This is a genomic window from Bacillus sp. FSL K6-2865 (genome assembly GCF_040311405.1).
Classification (GTDB): Bacteria; Bacillota; Bacilli; order Bacillales; family Bacillaceae; genus Bacillus; species Bacillus velezensis.
Genome location: NZ_CP152036.1, coordinates 1,539,601 through 1,560,896 on the forward strand (window position 1 = coordinate 1,539,601; position 21,296 = coordinate 1,560,896).

General features: G+C 46.6%; 13 protein-coding genes. All 13 read left to right on the top strand.

Annotated features, from left to right (window positions below; all coding sequences use genetic code 11):
- Window position 1: 1 nt before the first annotated feature.
- On the top strand, window positions 2–2,146 hold the full coding sequence (gene pbpB / locus NYE42_RS07700; RefSeq protein ID WP_352426876.1) for a penicillin-binding protein 2B: 2,145 nt from the start codon (window positions 2–4) through the stop codon (window positions 2,144–2,146).
- 113 nt (window positions 2,147–2,259) lie between these two features.
- On the top strand, window positions 2,260–4,179 hold the full coding sequence (locus NYE42_RS07705) for a stage V sporulation protein D (RefSeq protein ID WP_003154438.1): 1,920 nt from the start codon (window positions 2,260–2,262) through the stop codon (window positions 4,177–4,179).
- A gap of 195 nt (window positions 4,180–4,374) precedes the next feature.
- A complete protein-coding gene (locus NYE42_RS07710; protein ID WP_003154436.1) occupies window positions 4,375–5,847 on the top strand; it encodes a UDP-N-acetylmuramoyl-L-alanyl-D-glutamate--2,6-diaminopimelate ligase in 1,473 nt (490 codons plus the stop codon).
- Window positions 5,848–5,954: 107 nt separating this feature from the next.
- On the top strand, window positions 5,955–6,929 hold the full coding sequence (mraY, locus tag NYE42_RS07715) for a phospho-N-acetylmuramoyl-pentapeptide-transferase (protein ID WP_007409707.1): 975 nt from the start codon (window positions 5,955–5,957) through the stop codon (window positions 6,927–6,929).
- Entirely contained in the window at window positions 6,930–8,285 is a 1,356-nt protein-coding gene (murD, locus tag NYE42_RS07720) for a UDP-N-acetylmuramoyl-L-alanine--D-glutamate ligase (protein WP_015417422.1), read from the top strand.
- A 58-nt stretch (window positions 8,286–8,343) separates the two neighbouring features.
- A complete protein-coding gene (gene spoVE, locus NYE42_RS07725; RefSeq protein WP_003154430.1) occupies window positions 8,344–9,444 on the top strand; it encodes a stage V sporulation protein E in 1,101 nt (366 codons plus the stop codon).
- Between the two features lie 116 nt (window positions 9,445–9,560).
- On the top strand, window positions 9,561–10,652 hold the full coding sequence (gene murG / locus NYE42_RS07730; protein WP_015417423.1) for an undecaprenyldiphospho-muramoylpentapeptide beta-N-acetylglucosaminyltransferase: 1,092 nt from the start codon (window positions 9,561–9,563) through the stop codon (window positions 10,650–10,652).
- Window positions 10,653–10,677: 25 nt separating this feature from the next.
- Complete coding sequence (gene murB, locus NYE42_RS07735; protein ID WP_015388267.1) at window positions 10,678–11,589, top strand: UDP-N-acetylmuramate dehydrogenase; 912 nt, start codon at window positions 10,678–10,680, stop codon at window positions 11,587–11,589.
- Between the two features lie 128 nt (window positions 11,590–11,717).
- Entirely contained in the window at window positions 11,718–12,506 is a 789-nt protein-coding gene (locus NYE42_RS07740; RefSeq protein WP_327942315.1) for a cell division protein FtsQ/DivIB, read from the top strand.
- Between the two features lie 549 nt (window positions 12,507–13,055).
- Window positions 13,056–14,369: a cell division protein FtsA gene (ftsA, locus tag NYE42_RS07745; protein ID WP_003154425.1), complete on the top strand. Its 1,314-nt coding sequence runs from the start codon at window positions 13,056–13,058 to the stop codon at window positions 14,367–14,369.
- 35 nt (window positions 14,370–14,404) lie between these two features.
- Window positions 14,405–15,553 (top strand): cell division protein FtsZ, encoded by a 1,149-nt coding sequence (gene ftsZ, locus NYE42_RS07750; RefSeq protein WP_003154424.1) that lies wholly within the window; start codon window positions 14,405–14,407, stop codon window positions 15,551–15,553.
- A 271-nt stretch (window positions 15,554–15,824) separates the two neighbouring features.
- Window positions 15,825–20,120, top strand: a complete 4,296-nt coding sequence (locus tag NYE42_RS07755) for a S8 family serine peptidase (RefSeq protein ID WP_352426877.1) — start codon at window positions 15,825–15,827, stop codon at window positions 20,118–20,120.
- Between the two features lie 216 nt (window positions 20,121–20,336).
- Window positions 20,337–21,266 (top strand): sigma-E processing peptidase SpoIIGA, encoded by a 930-nt coding sequence (gene spoIIGA, locus NYE42_RS07760; RefSeq protein ID WP_015417426.1) that lies wholly within the window; start codon window positions 20,337–20,339, stop codon window positions 21,264–21,266.
- Window positions 21,267–21,296: the final 30 nt, after the last annotated feature.

Sequence of the window (21,296 nt, forward strand, 5' to 3'; positions counted from 1 at the left end):
CATGCCGAAAAAAAATAAGTTTATGAACAGAGGAGCAGCGATACTCAGTATTTGTTTCGCTCTCTTTTTCTTTGTCATTCTCGGGAGAATGGCGTACATTCAATTAACCGGTAAAGCAAACGGTGTAGAACTTGCAACAAAAGCGACCGAGCAGCACGAAAAAAAGCGGACGATAGAAGCGAGCCGCGGCTCTATTCTTGACCGGAACGGTAAAGTGCTTGCAGAGGACACGGCGACATATAAGCTCATTGCCGTGCTTGATAAAAAAATGACAAGTGATCCGAAGCATCCTCAGCATGTCAAAGACAAAGAGAAAACGGCGGAAAAACTGGCGACCGTTATCAATCTTGATAAAAGCAAGATTCTGGACATCTTAAACAGGGATGGCGCGAAGCAGGTGGAATTCGGTTCAGCCGGCCGCGATATCTCTTATGCGAAAAAACAAAAGATCGAAAAAATGAATCTTCCGGGTATTTCTTTCTTAAGAGATACGAAGCGCTACTATCCGAACGGCATATTTTTGTCAAATGTTCTCGGCTATGCCGATGTGAATGAAAAAACAAACGAGATACAAGGCTCTTTAGGGCTTGAAAAAATACTGAATAACTATCTGACGGAACGCGACGGATCCGTCACTTACGAAAGTGATAAATCCGGCTGGAAACTTCCGAACAGCAACGAAAAAATCACCGCACCTAAAAACGGTGACAATGTATATTTAACCATTGATCAGAAAATTCAAACCTTTTTAGAAGACAGCATGACGAAAGTAGCGGAAAAATATAAACCGAAAAAAATTATGGCGGCTGTCGTAGAACCGAAAACAGGCAAAGTGCTTGCGATGGGGCAGCGTCCGAGTTTTGACCCGAACATCAGAAACGTCACCAATTATTACAACGACTTAGTGTCGTACGCATATGAACCGGGATCGACGATGAAGATCTTTACGCTTGCGGCGGCGATTCAGGAAAATGTGTTTTCTGCAAACGAGAAATATAAATCAGGAACATATAAAGTGGGAGGCGGACCTGTTAAAGATTGGAACGATGGCGCCGGCTGGGGCATGACAAGCTTCCATGATGGCCTTATGAGGTCTTCAAATGTTGCTTTTGCCAAACTGGCCAACGAAAAACTGGGGTTTGACCGGTTTAATGAGTACCTGCACAAATTCGGGCTCTATCAAAAAACAGGGGTTGATCTGCCCGGTGAAGTATCAAGTAAAATTAACTACAAATATGATTTTGACAAAGCGTCTACGGCTTACGGCCAAGCATCGGCGATAACGCCGATCCAGCAGCTGCAGGCGGTCACGGCGATTGCCAATAACGGCAAAATGATGAAACCTTACGTCATTGATCATATTGTCGACCCCGATACGAAAAAAGTCGTCAAGCAGACAAAACCAGAGCAGGCAGGCACGCCGATTTCAGCCGATACGGCGAAAAAAGTCCGGAATCTGCTCGGAGAAGTCGTGACGTCAGACATCGGAACGGGAAAACCTTATAAAATTGAAGGATTTGACGTCGCGGGTAAAACGGGAACCGCACAAATCGCCGGGACGGGCGGATATTTAAAGGGAACGAGCAACTATGTGTTTTCATTCATGGGCATGGCGCCGAAAAATGATCCTAAGCTCGTCATCTATGTAGCCGTGCAGCAGCCGCAATTAAAAGCGGGGCAAAGCAGCTCTGATCCTGTCGCGGAAATCTTTAACCCGACGATGAAAAACAGCCTCCACTACATGAATATCGAACCGACGGAAAAAACAGATTCCGGTCAGGAAGAAACGAAAAGCCAAAAGATGCCTGACCTGACAGATAAGACGGTCAAGAGCGCTGAGAAGGAAGCGAAAAATGAACATCTCACACCGATTGTCATCGGCAGCGATGTTGCCGTAAAAGAGCAGTATCCGACAGCCGGAGAAGATCTGATCACCAATCAGAAAATCTTCTTAAAAACAGACGGAAAGATGACGATGCCGGATATGTCCGGATGGTCGAGACGGGAAGTGCTTCAATTCAGCAAAGTATCAGGCATTCACATCGATGTGAGCGGTGAAGGTTACGCTTCAAGCCAAAGTGTGAAAAAAGGCAAAGAACTGAAAGAAAATACCGTGATCAAGGTGAAATTTAAAAATCCTGATTAACGGGACAGAGAAGTCCGCGGATGCCCGCGGGCTTCTTTTTTATGCGCCGCCGTTCTATGTGTCCAAGCTGAGGCATAAATTGAAACAAGCCTAAATAAGGAGTGGACGGTCCCTTGCGCGTTTCAAATGTAACGGTTCGAAAACGTTTATTACTGGTTTTGCTTTTTGGCGTAATCATTTTTTTGATCATTGACAGCAGATTAGGCTATGTCCAATTCGTGATGGGAGAAAAGCTGACTTCACTGGCTAAGGATTCCTGGAGCCGAAATTTGCCGTTTGAGCCTGAGCGGGGAGAGATTCTTGACCGAAACGGCGTGAAGCTGGCTACTAATAAAAGCGCGCCGACCGTCTTTGTCGTACCGCGCCAGATCCAAAATCCCATCAAAACGGGCAAGCTTCTCGCGTCAGTTTTAAATATGTCGGAAGAGAAGGTCTACAAACACATTACTAAGAAAACCTCCATAGAAAAAATCTCACCCGAGGGGCGGAAAATTTCCAATAAAAAAGCGAAAGAAATCAAAGCGCTCGACTTAAAAGGGGTTTATGTGGCTGAAGACAGCATCCGCCATTATCCGTACGGAAGCTTTTTGTCCCATGTTCTCGGTTTTGCCGGTATTGATAACCAGGGCCTTCTCGGATTGGAGGCTTATTATGATGATGACTTAAAAGGTGTAAAGGGATCCGTGAAATTTTATACGGATGCCAAGGGGAAGAAAATGCCTGATGAAGCGGATGATTACACCCCTCCGAAAGACGGACTTGATATGAAACTGACGATTGACGCCAAGGTTCAGACGATTATAGAAAGAGAGCTCGACAATGCAGCGGCGAAATATAACCCGGACGGAATGATTGCGGTCGCAATGAATCCGAAAAACGGGGAAGTGCTCGGCATGTCAAGCCGTCCTGATTTTGATCCGGCTGACTATCAATCGGTGGATCCGTCTGTTTACAACCGGAACCTGCCGGTATGGAGCACATATGAACCGGGTTCGACCTTTAAGATTATTACGCTTGCGGCGGCTCTTCAAGAGCAAAAAGTAAACTTGCAAAGAGACCACTTTTATGACAAAGGATTTGCCGAGGTCGACGGCGCCCGCCTCCGATGCTGGAAAAAGGGCGGCCACGGTTCGCAATCTTATCTTGAAGTCGTTCAAAATTCCTGCAACCCCGGGTTTGTACAGCTGGGGGAACGGCTCGGAAAACAAAAGCTGTTTCAATATATTAAGGACTTCGGCTTTGGAAAGAAAACAGGCATTGATCTGCAAGGGGAAGGAACGGGGATCTTATTCCCGCTTGACAGAGTCGGCCCGGTCGAACAGGCGACAACCGCTTTCGGACAAGGGGTTTCCGTCACGCCGATTCAGCAGGTGGCAGCCGTTTCCGCAGCAATAAACGGCGGAACGCTTTATACTCCATTTATCGCCAAAGAGTGGGTTGATCCCGTTACGAAAAAAACCGTTAAGAAACAATCGCCGATTGCGAAAAGGCAAGTTATTTCCCAGGAAACGTCAAAGCAGATCAGATATGCTTTAGAAAGCGTCGTCGCTCAGGGAACGGGGCGGAATGCCTTTGTGGAAGGATATCGCGTCGGCGGAAAAACAGGTACCGCACAAAAGGTCAAAGACGGCAAATATCTCGAAAACAACCATATCGTCTCCTTTATCGGTTTTGCGCCGGCTGATGACCCGAGCCTTGTCGTGTATGTCGCGGTTGATAATCCGAAAGGCACGATTCAATTCGGGGGAACCGTCGCCGCGCCGATTGTCGGAAATATGATGAGAGACAGTCTGCCTGAGCTCGGCGTGAAACCGCGAAAAAATCAAATCGAGAAAAAATATCAATGGAACGACACAAAAACAATAGAGGTTCCGAATGTTGTAGGGATGTCTGTCTCTGATCTTGAGTCGCTGCTTGTCAATTTGAATATTGACTCCTCAGGAAAAGGAAGCAAAATTGTGAAACAATCACCTGCAGCCGGAACGAAAGTAAAAGAAGGCTCAAAGATCCGTGTTTACTTGAGTGAAGAATGAGTCTTTTTGAGGCAGCCGATTGTTTTCGGCTGCCTCTTATCATAAAGAGAAAAAAAGAAGATAACTTTTAAGATTAACTGGATGTATCCTTTTATTTACGCTAAAATATGAACTGTATGTTTAAAAGCCATTCTGACTTTTATAAACGGTTATCATGATAAAAGAATGAATAGAATTTCTGAGAGGTTTGATACAATGAAACTTACAAAGCTGCTTACATATTTAATGGCCGAACCTGTTCAAAATGACTTTCATGACCCTGACATAACTTCAATTGAGATGGACTCCAGGGAAGTGAGAAAAGGGAGTCTTTTTGTGTGTATAAAAGGGTATACGGTAGACGGACATGATTTTGCCCAAAAAGCCGCAGAAAACGGCGCAGCGGCCATCGTTGCCGAGAAAGAACTTGACGTCGATGTTCCTGTCATTATTGTCCGCCGGTCACAGCGGGCGCTCAGCGTTCTTTCTGACGCGTTTTACGGGCAGCCGACAAAGCAGCTTCAGCTTATCGGCATCACCGGCACAAACGGCAAAACATCAACGACGCACATGGTTGATGAGATTTTCAAAAAAGCGGGAAGACAGACCGGTTTAATCGGAACGATGTACATTAAAATCGGGGATGAGACATTCCCGGTCAAAAATACAACGCCCGAAAGCGTCACACTGCAAAAAACGTTCAAGAAAATGAATGATGAGCATGTTGACACAGCTATTATGGAAGTGTCTTCTCACGCTCTGTCACTCGGCAGGGTTCACGGCTGCGATTATGATATCGCCGTATTCACGAACCTGACGCAGGACCATTTAGATTATCACAAGACGATGGAAGACTACAGACAGGCTAAAAGCCTCCTGTTTTCCCAGCTGGGCGGCTCCTTTAATCACGAAAAGCCGAAGCGGGCCGTTTTAAACGCAGATGACAAAGCCAGTGCTTATTTTGAAAAAGTGACGGCGGCGCACATCCTTACATACGGAATCGAGAACGATGCCGATGTCATGGCGAAACAAATCGAGATCTCTGCGCAAGGCACAAGCTTTGAACTCGTTACGCCAAAAGGAACAAAGCAGATCACGGTTTCACTCGTCGGCCGCTTCAACGTATATAACGTACTGGCTGCAGCGGCGACAGCGATCGCAGCGGGACTGCCGTTTGATACGATCACAAGCGCTCTTGAAGAGCTGCAAGGTGTCAGAGGCCGGTTTGAACTGGTGAATCACAATCAGCCGTTTCCTGTGGTCGTCGATTACGCGCACACGCCTGACAGTCTGGAAAACGTTCTGAATACATGTAAAGACATGACAGAGGGAAAGCTTTTCGTCGTCGTCGGCTGCGGCGGAGACCGGGACAAAACGAAACGCCCGAAAATGGCGGAAATTGCGGTGCGGATTGCCGACGAACCGATTTTCACTTCAGATAACCCGAGAAGCGAGGACCCGCTGGCCATATTAAGAGATATGGAAAGAGGGGTAGAAGGCACCTACTATCACAGTATCGCAAACCGCGAGCAGGCTATCTTTTTTGCCATTGCCAACGCGAAAAAGGGAGATGTGGTTCTGATTGCCGGGAAAGGGCATGAAACCTATCAGCAGATCGGCAATGAAACATTCGACTTTGATGACGCCGAAGTAGCGGGAAGAGCTATTGTTGAGCTGAATAAAAAGTAAAACAGGAAAGAGTGTTAGAATGAGGGAAATGAAAAGAATTACGGGGACACAATGTGAATATGATAAATACGTATGTCGTTTGAACGAAACGGGAGGAGAAAAGAGCAATGCTTGAGCAAGTGATTTTATTTACAATAATAATGGGATTTTTAATCAGTGTTCTGATATCTCCGATTCTTATCCCGTTTTTAAGACGTTTAAAATTCGGCCAAAGTATCAGGGAAGAGGGGCCGAAATCACATATGAAAAAATCAGGGACGCCGACGATGGGCGGGGTCATGATTATTGTATCCATCGCCATTACGGCGATTGTCATGACGCAGAAATTTTCGCATCTGAGCGCGGAAATGTTTCTTCTGCTGTTTGTCACGATCGGATACGGCCTGCTCGGCTTTCTGGATGACTATATTAAAGTAGTAATGAAACGGAATCTCGGATTGACGTCGAAGCAGAAATTGATCGGCCAGATCATTATTGCCATTGTATTTTACGGAGTATATCATTATTGCCATTTTTCAACCGGCATCAGGGTGCCGGGCACACATCTGTCAATCGATCTCGGCTGGGGATACTTTATCCTCGTTCTCTTTATGCTTGTCGGAGGTTCAAATGCCGTCAACCTGACAGACGGTCTGGACGGTCTCTTGTCCGGTACCGCGGCTATCGCATTCGGCGCTTTCGCCATCCTTGCGTGGAACCAGTCACAATATGACGTTGCGATTTTCTCGGTTGCCGTTGTCGGCGCCGTTCTCGGTTTTCTTGTATTCAACGCCCATCCCGCCAAGGTATTTATGGGGGATACCGGTTCGCTTGCGCTCGGAGGAGCGATCGTGACCGTTGCCATTCTGACGAAGCTTGAAATTCTGCTCGTCATTATCGGCGGAGTATTTGTTATTGAGACCTTATCTGTTATCTTACAAGTCATCAGCTTTAAAACGACAGGAAAACGAATCTTTAAGATGAGTCCGCTTCACCACCATTACGAATTGGTCGGATGGTCTGAATGGAGAGTTGTCGTCACATTCTGGACTGCGGGACTGCTGCTTGCCGTTTTAGGAATTTACATCGAGGTGTGGTTATAAGTGGAAAACGAACTTTTTTTGCAAAAACAAAACTTTCTGGTCCTCGGACTGGCGAAAAGCGGATATGCGGCTGCGTCGATTCTTCATGAAAAAGGCATTAACGTCGTCGTGAATGATCAAAAAGCCTTTGAAGAGAACGAACCTGCCCAAAGGCTTGCAGAAAGAGGAATTGAAGTCATCTGCGGTGAGCATCCGACGTCACTTTTTGATCAGCATCACATTACCATTCTGATCAAAAATCCCGGAATCCCGTATGAAAATATCATGGTGGAGGAAGCGCAAAGAAGAGGCATCCCGGTCTGGACGGAAATCGAGCTTGCGTATTATATCACCAATGCAAAATTCATCGGCATTACAGGTTCAAACGGGAAAACAACAACGACGACCCTGATTTATGAAATGCTGAAAGCTGACTCGATAAAGGCGCTGATCGCAGGGAATATCGGCACTGTCGCCAGTGAAGTGGCTTATCATGCTGACGGTGATGAATGGATCGTCACAGAGCTTTCTTCGTTCCAGCTTATGGGGACTCATGCGTTCAGACCTGAAATCGGCCTGATTTTAAATGTGTTCGACGCTCATTTGGATTACCATCACAGCCGTGAAAACTATGAAAAAGCCAAGCAGAACGTGTATCTTCATCAGCTTGAGAGTGATACGGCCATCGTCAATCAAAGCGATGAAACAGTCGTGCGGCTTGCCGAAAGCGGAAAAGCCGGCACCGTTCCGTTTTCAGTTCACCAGGAACTGTCAAGCGGCGCATTCATTAAAGACGGAATGCTGATGTTCGGCGATGAAGCGATTCTGCCTGTTGATGACATCGTACTGCCGGGAGCGCACAATTTAGAAAATATTTTAGCCGCTGTAGCCGCGGCTAAAACGGCGGGCGCGTCTAATAAAGCGATTCAGAAGGTGCTGACAAGCTTTACCGGTGTCAAACACCGTCTGCAGTATGTAACTGCGATCCAGAATCGTAGATTTTATAATGACAGCAAAGCGACGAATATTCTGGCCACAAGCAAAGCGCTCTCCGCGTTCAAAGCACCGGTTATTCTGCTTGCAGGCGGACTGGACCGCGGCAACGGTTTTGACGACCTGAAACCGTATATGGACAATGTCAAAGCGGTCCTGACGTTCGGACAGACAGCGCCGAAGATAGAAAAACTGGGCAATGAGCTGGGAATACAACATGTCAAACGTGTCGATAATGTTGAACAAGCAGTATCTGCGGCGTTTGCGCTCTCAAATGAAGGAGACGTCATCCTCTTGTCACCCGCGTGTGCAAGCTGGGATCAGTTCAAAACATTTGAAGAACGCGGTGACATGTTTATAGATGCCGTGCATATGCTTAAGTAAGGGCTTGTCTCTGTTCATCGGCAGCCCTAAATGACTTATGCTTGGGGTGTCGATTGCTTTGACTACTAAAAAAACAGCGCCTGATTTGTTATTAGTTATCATTACGTTATTGCTTTTAACAATAGGATTAATTATGGTCTACAGTGCAAGTGCGGTATGGGCGGATTATAAATTTGACGACTCGTTTTTCTTCGCGAAACGGCAGTTGCTGTTTGCGGGAATCGGCGTCATTGCCATGTTTTTCATTATGAATGTGGATTATTGGACATGGCGCACATGGTCGAAGCTGCTTCTGATCATTTGTTTTTTTCTGCTTGTACTTGTGCTGATTCCGGGAGTCGGAATGGTGCGGAACGGTTCAAGAAGCTGGATCGGAGTGGGAGCGTTCAGCATTCAGCCTTCGGAGTTTATGAAACTCGCGATGATTGCGTTTCTGGCTAAATTTCTTTCTGAAAAACAGAAGAATATTACGTCATTCAGACGCGGATTCGTTCCCGCGCTCGGAATCGTGTTTTCTGCATTTATTATTATTATGTGCCAGCCAGACCTGGGAACGGGGACGGTAATGGTGGGCACGTGCATCGTGATGATTTTTGTTTCCGGTGCGCGAATCGCTCATTTTGCGTTCCTCGGACTCATCGGTTTAAGCGGATTTGCGGCACTAGTTCTGTCCGCTCCTTATCGGATTAAACGGATTACCTCTTACTTAAACCCGTGGGAGGATCCGCTTGGAAGCGGATTTCAGATCATTCAGTCGCTCTATGCCGTAGGTCCGGGCGGACTGTTCGGGATGGGGCTCGGCCAAAGCCGGCAAAAGTTTTTTTACCTGCCGGAGCCGCAAACCGATTTCATTTTTGCTATTTTATCTGAGGAACTCGGCTTTATCGGCGGTTCGCTCATATTGCTGCTGTTCAGTATTTTATTATGGCGGGGCGTCAGGATTGCCCTCGGCGCGCCGGATTTATACGGAAGCTTTGTCGCCATCGGTATTATTTCTATGATAGCTATTCAAGTCATGATTAATATCGGCGTTGTGACGGGGCTGATCCCGGTAACAGGAATTACGCTGCCGTTTTTAAGCTACGGAGGCTCATCACTGACGCTGATGCTCGCAGCGGTCGGCGTGCTTTTAAATGTCAGCCGGTACTCGAGGTATTGATCTGTATTTTGCCTCATCACTCATGATTTATTCGTTATCTATAAAAAAACAGACAACATCAATAACCCTGTCCTAAAAAACAGGGTTATCGCTATGTGATTAAGGGGGACATACGAATGCGTATTGCAGTAAGCGGAGGCGGAACCGGAGGACATATTTATCCGGCCCTGGCCTTTATTAAAGAAGTTCAGCGCCGGCATCCGGATGTGGAATTTTTGTATATCGGAACAGAGAACGGTCTTGAGAAAAAAATTGTTGAACGGGAAAATATCCCGTTTCGCGCCATTGAAATTACAGGTTTCAAACGAAAACTTTCTTTTGAAAATGTAAAAACCGTCATGCGTTTCTTAAAAGGCGTGAAGAAAAGCAAATCATATTTAAAAGAGTTTAAACCGGATGCCGTTATCGGTACAGGCGGCTATGTATGCGGTCCGGTCGTATACGCGGCGGCAAAAATGGGAATTCCGACGATCATTCATGAGCAAAACAGCCTGCCCGGCATCACAAATAAGTTTCTCTCGAAATATGTTAATAAGGTGGCAATTTGCTTTGAAGAGGCAAAATCGCATTTTCCTGCTGAAAAAGTTGTGTTTACGGGAAACCCGAGAGCCTCTGAAGTCGTCTCAATTAAGACAGGCCGCTCATTAACTGAGTTCGGGCTGAAAGACAATCAAAAAACGGTGCTCATTTTCGGCGGAAGCAGAGGCGCGGCTCCCATTAACCGTGCCGTTATAGATATGCAGGAAGAATTGAAAACGAGACCTTACCAAGTGCTTTATATTACCGGGGAAGTGCATTACGAGAAGGTAACGGCTGAGCTGAAAGGCGGAAAAGCCGCTGATAATATGGTGACAAAACCGTTTTTGCACCAAATGCCGGAGTACTTACAATCAATTGATGTCATTGTGGCCAGAGCCGGAGCGACGACGATTGCGGAAATCACCGCTCTCGGCATTCCGAGCGTGCTTATTCCGAGCCCGTATGTGACAGCCAATCACCAGGAAGTCAATGCGAAGGCGCTCAGCCAGCATGACGCTGCAATCGTACTGAAGGAAACCGAGCTCACCGGAGAAAAACTGATCGCTGCGCTGGACAAAATCGTCATGAATGAAGAAACCTTAAAAGACATGAGTGAGCGGACAAAATCACTCGGTGTTCCGGATGCGGCAGCCAGACTGTACAGTATCATGGAAGACATAAAAAAATAGAGCAAATGGAATGCGGAGGTTTATGATGGAGAACGTAATTCAGGAATTAAGAGACCGCGAAGTCGGCAAAGTGCTGGAACAAGAACCGCTCGCGAACCATACAACGATGAAAATCGGCGGTCCGGCGGACATTTTGATCATCCCCAACCGTGTGGAAGCGGTCAAAGATATTATGGATATTGTGAAGAAACATGATCTGCCATGGACGGTTATCGGCCGCGGTTCAAATCTGCTCGTGCTTGATGAAGGCATAAGAGGAGTTGTCATCAAGCTGGGAGCGGGTCTGGATCATTTGGAGATTGACGGTGATCAGGTGACAGTCGGAGGCGGCTATTCGGTCGTCCGGCTTGCGACTTCCATGAGTAAAAAAGGAATGTCCGGTCTCGAATTTGCAGCGGGCATTCCCGGATCAATCGGCGGAGCCGTCTATATGAATGCCGGGGCGCACGGATCTGATATGAGTGAGATTCTTGTGAAAGCCCGTATCTTATTTGAAGACGGCACAATCGAATGGCTGACGAACGAAGAGATGGATTTCAGCTACAGAACGTCTGTTTTGCAGAAAAAACGCCCCGGCGTCTGTCTCGAGGCAGTTCTTCAGCTTGAGCAAAAGGAACGGGAAGCCATTACGGCGCAAATGCAGCAGAACAAAGATTACAGAAAAAATACGCAGCCGTATTCGAGCCCATGCGCCGGAAGCATATTCAGAAATCCGCTGCCGAATCATGCCGGAAACCTCGTTGAAAAAGCGGGATTAAAAGGACATCAGATCGGCGGAGCGAAAGTGTCCGAAATGCACGGGAATTTTATCGTCAATGCCGGCGGAGCGACTGCCAAGGACGTTCTTGATCTGATTGAATATGTGAAAAAGACAATCCGTGAGCAGTATGATGTTGACATGCATACAGAAGTTGAAATCATCGGAGGGAATCGTTAAAAGGTTCTCTGATTACATGAGCTCATGTGATATACTTTTAACAAATGTCAAACGGCATCACAGCATGCCGTTTGTTTTTCAATCAGACGAATGTCAAGCTGTTTCATTCTTAGTGAGGTGGACAGGCAGTGAACCCAAATCATGAAAGAGAAAAAATCGTAAATATTGAAGAGCGGATTCCGAAAATCAAAGAGCAGCGGAAGCAAAAAGCAAACCGCCGGCTGATTTCATTCATTGTGCTCTTTTTTATGATGGTGCTGATCATCGTGTACTTGCAGATGCCGATCAGCAAAGTGTCTTCTGTCACCGTTTCCGGAAACGAAAACGTGTCTGTAAAAGAGATCAACGCGCTTTCTGATATACATAACGGACAAACCGAGTTCTGGAGTCTGAACAAGAAAAAAACAGAAGAAAAGATTGAGCAGAATAAGCTGGTGAAAAAGGCGGAACTTTCAAAAGTATTTCCTAACAAAGTCAGCATTCACATTGAAGAATACAAGACGATCGCGTATCTGCAGCGACATGATGTATATTATGAAGTGCTCGAAAACGGCACTGTGCTGCCGAACGAAGTCACGCCGGATGACGCGGGCCCGATTTTGGTTGACTGGACAAACGCGAAAAAGCGGGTCAAAATGGCGGAGCAGCTTGATAAGCTTTCCGGTTCGCTAAAGCAGTCGATTTCTGAAATCTATTATACACCGGTAAAAATGGATCAGGACCGGATCAGGCTGTATATGAACGACGGGTATGTAGTTACCGCTTCTATTAAAACGTTTGCCGGCCGGATGAAGACCTATCCTTCTATCGTTTCCCAGCTGGACGGCGGGAAAAAGGGGATTATCCACTTAGAAGTCGCTACGTATTTTGAAGAATTTAACAAAGGTAAATCCGGCAAGAAAAAAGAAAATGATTAATAGTTCTAAAGAACTAATTTCAAGGTGATTCAAAAGAATCTATTACAATCAGCGGGGCAGCCGATATAACCGATAGCGGAATCATTATGACTATGTTTGTTTTTGCCCGGGATATGGCTGCCGGACAAGCGGAAAATTCTCAATGCAATGGGCGTGTCTTCTGCAATGAGCATTGCATTTGGAATTTTCCTCCTGTTTCTTCTTTTTTCGGATGTTTCTGGCAATATCTATAGCTTTTCTGGAGGTTCATCTTAGTGTAGACTAATGGAAAGCGGATATATTTGCATCTGGGTTGCACAGTATGGCACCGTGACAGGAAATCTTACGGTAAGGTGGGCCGTCTCTAAAAAAAATAAAAAAAATACGATATAAAAGAGGATATACATAGAATATAACGAATAGTTTCATTAAACATAAATTGTGAGAAATCAGATAAGAATTTGTTGATGCTGTTGTTTTTGTTACACACTTGTAAAGCCACATTCATTGTATTGTTGTTCCGCAAATAATAGAATAGAATTTGATCGAAATGTGAGGAGGTGCCATAGAATGAACAACAATGAACTTTACGTCAGTCTTGACATCGGTACGTCCAATACAAAAGTGATCGTCGGAGAAATGACAGATGATTCCCTTAACATTATCGGAGTGGGAAATGTACCGTCTGAAGGGTTGAAAAAAGGCTCAATCGTTGATATAGATGAAACCGTTCATTCTATAAGAAAAGCGTTTGACCAAGCTGAAAGAATGGTAGGTTTTCCGCTGAAAAAAGCCATTGTCGGCGTTAATGGAAATTATATTCATATTCAAGATACGAACGGCGTTGTCGCTGTTTCCAGTGAAAACAAAGAAATTCACGTTGAAGACGTCCGCAGGGTAATGGAAGCGGCACAGGTCGTGTCAGTTCCGCATGAGCAGCTGATCGTAGACGTCGTTCCGAAACAGTTTATCGTTGACGGAAGAGACGAAATTACCGATCCGAAAAAAATGCTCGGCGTGCGCCTGGAAGTAGAAGGCACGCTGATTACCGGCTCCAAAACGATCTTACATAACTTACTTCGCTGTGTGGAGAGAGCGGGCGTTGAAATTACTGATATTTGCCTGCAGCCGCTTGCGGCCGGTTCGGCGGCTTTATCAAAAGACGAAAAAAACCTCGGAGTCGCCATGATTGATATCGGCGGCGGCTCGACGACGGTGGCGGTATTTGAACAGGGGCACCTGAAGGAGACAGCCGTCATTCCGCTCGGAGGCGAAAACATCACGAAAGATGTATCGATCGGATTGCGCACTTCCACCGAAGAGGCTGAAAGAGTAAAAAAACAATTCGGACATGCATTCTACGATGAGGCTTCAGAAGATGAAGTATTTGAAGTCACCGTCATAGGAACGAATCAAAAGCAATCTTTTACACAGCAGGAAATTGCCAATATTATTGAAGCAAGAGTGGAAGAGATTCTTGAGATTGCCGCAGCCGAAATTGAGCATATGGGAATTACAGATCTGCCCGGCGGCTTTGTGCTGACCGGCGGACAGGCCGCAATGCCCGGAGTGCTTTCATTGGCACAGGAAGTGCTGAGGCACAATGTAAGGGTCGCAAGCCCGAATTATATCGGTGTAAGAGACCCTCAGTATATGACGGGTGTCGGCTTGATACAATTTGCCTGCCGAAATGCCAGAATTCAGGGAAGAAAAATAGGCTTTCATATGCCGGAAGAAGCCGTGCAGGAAATCGCGGTCTCTCACGAAGAAGAACATCATCAGCGGCCAGAGGCGCAGCAGCGTCCAAAAGCAAAACAAAAAACACAAGCCGAACACAACAAACCGAGCAAAATGAAAAAACTATTAAGCATGTTTTGGGAATAGATTGATAGTCATTCGGCAGATTAGGAGGATTTAGCATGTTGGATTTCGAAACAAACATAGACGGCTTAGCATCAATTAAAGTAATCGGAGTAGGAGGCGGCGGTAATAACGCGGTCAACCGAATGATTGAAAATGAAGTGCAGGGTGTAGAGTACATTGCGGTAAACACGGACGCGCAAGCTCTTAACCTGTCAAAAGCGGAAGTGAAAATGCAGATCGGGGAAAAGCTGACCCGCGGTCTCGGAGCGGGAGCGAATCCGGAAGTCGGCAAAAAAGCCGCTGAAGAAAGTAAGGAACAAATCGAAGAAGCGCTAAAAGGTGCTGACATGGTGTTCGTTACAGCCGGAATGGGAGGCGGTACCGGAACGGGAGCCGCACCGGTTATCGCGCAAATCGCAAAGGACTTAGGCGCTTTGACTGTCGGTGTCGTAACAAGACCGTTTACATTTGAAGGAAGAAAACGTCAGCTGCAGGCTGCAGGCGGTATCACGGCAATGAAAGAAGCCGTTGACACACTGATCGTTATTCCGAATGACCGCATTCTTGAAATCGTCGATAAAAACACACCGATGCTTGAAGCATTCCGTGAAGCTGATAACGTGCTTCGCCAAGGGGTGCAAGGTATCTCTGACCTCATCGCGACGCCTGGTTTAATCAACTTGGACTTTGCCGATGTCAAAACCATCATGTCCAACAAAGGTTCAGCATTGATGGGGATCGGGATCGCTACGGGCGAAAGCCGTGCTGCTGAAGCCGCCAAAAAGGCGATCTCCAGTCCGTTACTGGAAGCGGCAATCGACGGAGCGCAAGGTGTTTTGATGAACATTACGGGAGGTACAAACCTGAGCCTCTACGAAGTGCAGGAAGCAGCCGACATCGTCGCTTCTGCATCCGACCCTGATGTCAACATGATTTTCGGTTCAGTTATCAATGAAAATCTGAAAGATGAAATCGTCGTCACCGTTATTGCGACCGGTTTTATCGAACAGGAAAAAGATGACTCAAAACCGCAGCGTCCGACTTTAAACCAAGGATTGAAGTCTCAAAGCCAAAACGCTGCGAAACGTGAGCCGAAACGAGAAGAAACACAGCATCAAAACACGGTGAACCGCCATACATCACAGCCGGCGGATGATGCCCTCGACATTCCTACATTTTTAAGAAACCGCAACAAACGCGGCTGATGTAAAAAAGGACAAGACCACATGGTTTTGTCCTTTTTCTTTTGTGCACAGTCTTCCTTCCTATCCCCATGATCTATACAGTGAAAAAAGAAACTTTATACCTATGACGAATTGATTGTTTTTTAATTTCATACGGCTTTCTACAGAATGTGACAATATCTGGATGGAAGATTGTCTACATTTAACGTACAGCATCGAAATAACAAACGATTCCAATTATGAAGGAGGGATACACATTTTATAGGGCGTTACCAAATAAGGGGGGATACGATTGAAGAAAAAAACAAGAAACAGATGGACAGGCTCCGTTTTAAGCGCGATTGTCGTCAGTTCCCTGTTGTTTCCGGGTGCAGCCGGAGCGAACAGCACACCGGGGGCAGTTTCTTTCACCAAAGATCTTTCTTCCTCTAAGAGCATTCAGCATAAGATTTCCGATTCAGTCAAGAAGCGTTTTGAAAAAAATGATAAAGTCACGTTTCTTATCAAATTTAAAGAGAAAGCCAATACGAAAAAAGCGGTCAAAGAAGCAGAAAAAAACGCCAAGTCTCAATCGCTTTCCGCAGCAAAAACCGAATATCAAAAGCGGTCAGCCGTCGTTTCTTCTTTAAAACTGGCGGCTCATGATGCGCAGCAGAATCTGAAAACATATTTGGAAAAACAAAAAAAGAAAGGCAAGGCTGATCACATCCATTCCTATTATATTGTTAACGGAATGGCAGTCACTGCTTCGAAAGAGGTAATGGAAAAAGCCGCCTCATTTCCTGAAGTAGAAAAAGTTCTTCCGAATGAAAAACGTCAGCTTACTCAACGACAATCAAAAGCTCCTTTTCAAATGAAGAAAAAACAAAAAGAGATCAAAGCAAAGGAAGGCATCGAATGGAATATCAGCCAAATTGATGCGCCGCAGGCCTGGGCTTCAGGATACGACGGAACCGGCACGGTTGTCGCCTCCATTGATACGGGAGTTCAGTGGGATCATCCGGCGCTTAAAGAAAAATACCGGGGTTACGATCCTGAAAATCCCGCAGCGCCGAATCATGAAATGAACTGGTATGATGCCGTGTCCCATAAAGACGCTCCCTACGATGATCTTGAACACGGCACTCATGTAACAGGGACCATGACGGGTTCAGAACCTGACGGCTCAAATCAAATCGGTGTGGCTCCGGGGGCGAAATGGATCGCAGTAAAAGCATTTTCAGATGACGGAGGAACCGATGCCGATATTTTGGATGCTGGTGAATGGGTGCTCGCGCCTAAAGATAAAAACGGCACGCCCCATCCCGAGATGGCGCCGGATGTTGTCAATAATTCCTGGGCAGGCGGTTCGGGAATGGACGAGTGGTACCGCGATATGGTGAATGCGTGGAGAGCGGCAGGGATTTTTCCGGAATTCTCTGCGGGAAATGAAGACTTATTTACACCGGGAGGACCGGGTTCAATCGCAAATCCGGCCAATTATCCTGAAGCATTTGCGACAGGTGCGACTGACATCGACAAGAAACTCGCTGATTTCTCACTTCAAGGCCCCTCACCGTATCATGAAACAAAACCGGATATTTCGGCTCCGGGAGTGAATATCCGTTCTTCGATTTCTGGAGGAACATACGAAGGCGGCTGGGACGGAACTTCAATGGCCGGGCCGCATGTGGCGGCGACGGCGGCTTTGTTAAGGCAGGCGAACGCCTCTATTACGGTCGATGAAATGGAAGACGTTTTGACGCGCACCGCCGAAAAGCTGACAGATTCCGTTTTTCCGGAATCACCGAATAACGGTTACGGCCACGGTCTCGTTAACGCTTTTGATGCCGTTTCTGCCGTAACGGACGGAATCGGAAGCGTAGAAGGCAAGGTCTCTTCTGCGGGCGAAGATCACAATCCGCCCAGCTTTCACCATGAACCGGTCTCAGCGGCTTACAAAGGGGCAAACCTTCCGTTAACGGTTACAGCAGAAGACGATGTAAGTGTAACTGAAGTCATCCTTTCCTATCAGTTTGATGAAGGAAAGTGGAAAACGACAGCCGCCGTTCAAAAAAGCGGTGATGAAAAAAAGGGAACATACCAGGCGGAGATTCCGGATGTAACGGGAAGCAAGGTAAGTTATAAATGGACCATAAAAGATTTCGGAGGTCATTCTGTAGAATCTGATACGTACCGGGCTGACGTGAAACCGAGCATTACGGCGGGATACAAAGAGGATTTTGAATCACAGCCGGCGGGCTGGTCCAGTTACGGGACACATGACCAATGGGAATGGGGTATCCCGGGTTCAGGGCCCGGCGCCGCATTTTCCGGAGATAAAGTGTATGCGACGAATCTGTCCGGCCCTTATGCCGATTCAGCCAACATGAATTTGGTGATGCCTCCGATTCAAGTTCCGGAAACAGGACGGCTGTTTTTGCAATTTAAAAGCTGGCACAAGCTCGAAGAATTTTTTGATTACGGGTATGTGTTCGTTCTTCCGGAAGGAAAATCAAATTGGGAGCAGGCGGCCGTTTACAATGGTGACTCCGCAGGATGGAACGATGAAGAGGCAGATTTATCTGCGTATAAAGGCCAAAACATAAAGCTCATGTTTAATATGCAGTCAGACGAAGTACTCAATGAAGACGGATGGTATATCGATGATGTCCGGCTTTCAAGCAGCCCTCTCGGCAAGGCGGCTAAAAAAAGTAAACACAATAGACAAACACCTCCCGGACACCTGAAGAAAAAAGCTGTCAGTCCGAAACAGGCCAAACCGGCAGTGAAATCACCCGGAAAAAGAGTAAAACGTGAAACAAACCTCCTGCCTCTCAGAGCGCAAATCAGTGTCGCCGAGACGGGGAAATCCGTATATTCCGACCCTGCAAGCGGAAGCTACAGCCTGTCGCATAAGGCGGGAAGCTATACGCTGAAAGCCGAGGCTTACGGATTTAAGTCCGCTTCGAAACAAGTTTCTATTCAATCAGACAAAACCGCACAGGCAGACTTTACACTGGAGCAAATGCCGTCCGGCACGCTAAAAGGAACCATCACCAATCAGTCAACAGGCGAACCGGTAAAAGGGGCTGCGCTTTATGTGGCTGAGGATGCCGCAATTGAACCGGCGGTGACAAACGATAAAGGGGAATATTCGCTTAAGGCGTACGAAGGCTCCTACACAATCAAAGTAGCGGCAAAAGGCTTTTACAATAGCGAATTTTCCGTTGACATCAAAGGAGATGCTGAAAAAAACGTCAAGCTTAAGCCGTATATCGGTTATGAAGGGGAAATTGCCTATGATAACGGAACGGAAGAAGCCGCGCTGTCATATTTTAAAGCCGGCAGCAAATCTGCCGTTAAGATGACGCTCAAAGACGGAAAAGAACACGGTATGCTGACGGGAGGCCTTTTTAAATTTTGGGGCGCCGACTGGCCTGATCCGGGCGGTACCGAATTTCAAGCAGAAGTATATGATGCATCCGGCCCTGATGGAGCTCCGGGCAGCAAAATTGCCGGCCCGTTCCAAGCTGAAGCGCTTCGAAACGGCGAATGGACCAAAGTGGATCTCAGCTCAAAAGGAATCGCGGTCGGAAAGGATTTTTATCTTGTGTTCCGCCAGACGAAACCCGATCCTTATACACCTGCCCTGTCATCTGATGACGGCAGTCCGTACTCGAACAGAAACTGGCAATACCTCGACGGCCGCTGGTCTAAAACCGATAAATCAGACGGAAACTTTATGATCAGGGCTTTGGTCGACTACGAAGCTTCTGTGCCTGACATAACGTCGCCTGAAGACCGGTCATTTACAAACAAGAAGTCAATCACGGTGAAAGGAACGGCTTCACCAAAAACCGCTGTCCGTCTTACCAATAACGGTAAAACCGCCGCAGAAACGAAAGCAGATGCAGACGGCAATTTCCAGGCCGGCGTCACACTCACTGAAGATGCCAATCGGCTGACGGTGGCATCTGTGACAGACAGCGGGTCAACCGATGAGTCACGCCCTGTCACGGTCATACTGGATGAGGATAAGCCGGATGTGACGATTGACAGTCCGGCAAACGGTGATAAAACAAATAAAGAAGCAGTGACCGTAAAAGGAAAAGTGCACGACGCCCATTTAAAATGGGTAAAGGTGAACGGAAAAAAAGCTGAAGTAAATAACGGTTCTTATCAAGCGAGAACCCTTCTGGAAAACGGCAGCAATGAGATCAAGGTCACGGCCTCAGATGAAGCGGGTAACAAAACAACGAAAAAGACGGTGATCGATGTCAATTACAATGCTCCCGTCATTTCCGGATTGGTTCCCGGAGCGGATAAGGAATTAAAAGCCGGAGAATCAGTGAAAATCGCTTTTTCAAGCGGAAAGAAATTAGACGCTTCCTTCGTTATCCGTCTGCCTCTGACAAACGCCCGGGCAGGGAGCCAAAACGCAACAGAGCTTCCGCTGAGAGAAATTTCTCCGGGACGATATGAGGGTTACTGGACGGCGACTTCTTCCATCAAAGCAAGCGGAGCAAAAATTGAGGTTATCGCTAGAGATGACTACGGAAATGAAACGAGACAGACGGCTAAAGGAAAACTTTATATCAATGAGTAAGACAGAGCGCTGCCAGATCACGGGCAGCGCTTTTTTAGTTGAAGCGGACAATAGGAAAGCAACCCTTTCGGCCCTCGACAAATAAAACGGTTATCCCTTAAAAATTGTACTTTACCCTCAACATTAATTGACAGACTTTCCCACAGAGCTTGCTTTATACTTATGAAACAAGAGAGAGAAACAGATAAGTAAGACAAAAGAGGAAAGGGGTCAGATGTGAAAATCTATCTGGATGTCATTTGGCTGTTGAACTTTTGTTTTGATTCTCTTTTGCTTTTATTGACCGCCTTTATTTTAAAACGCCAGGTGAAAAAAAGAAGAGTGGCCGCCGGCGGTTTCATCGGGTCAGCCATTGTGCTTCTGATGTTTACGCCTGTTTCTCCCTTTGTGGAGCATCCGGCGGGAAAAATGGCGTTTTCAGTAGTCATCGTGCTTGCGGCTTTTGGCTTTAAACGGTTCCGATACTTTTTTCAAAATTTGTTCGCCTTTTATTTCGCGACTTTTCTCGTCGGCGGGGGAATGATCGGTGTACATTCCCTGCTGCAGACAGAATCAATTGTGCAGCAAGGCGTAATGGTCACAAGCCAGACCGGATTCGGCGACCCGATCAGCTGGATGTTTGTAGTTATCGGATTTCCGGCCATATGGTTTTTTTCGAAAAAGAGAATTGAAGACATCGAGACGAAGTCCATTCAGTACGATGAACTTGTCATGGTGCAGGCGGAATTCAGCGGACAGACAATCCGCGCGAAAGGATTGGTGGATTCCGGGAATCAGCTGTATGATCCGCTGACGAAAACGCCGGTCATGATCCTTCACATTGACAAATTCGCTCCGATTCTGAGCGAAAAGGAAACGGACCTCATAAAATCCGCCAGTCCGCTTGAAGTGATAGAGCAGCTTGATGATTCGTTCCGCCATGCGGATAAGCTGAGGCTGATTCCATACAGGGGCGTCGGCCAGGACAATCAATTTTTACTCTGTTTAAAGCCGGATTACGTCACGATTTTAACAAAAGACGAAATGATCGCTTGTGAAAAATGCCTGATCGGCATCAGCACAAAACCATTATCCGCGGACGGTGAATTTGACGGAATCGTTCATCCGAAGATGCTGACAGGGAAGGCTGTAAAACATGTTTCCTGACGAAAAGTCTGTTATTCATCATACTCAAAA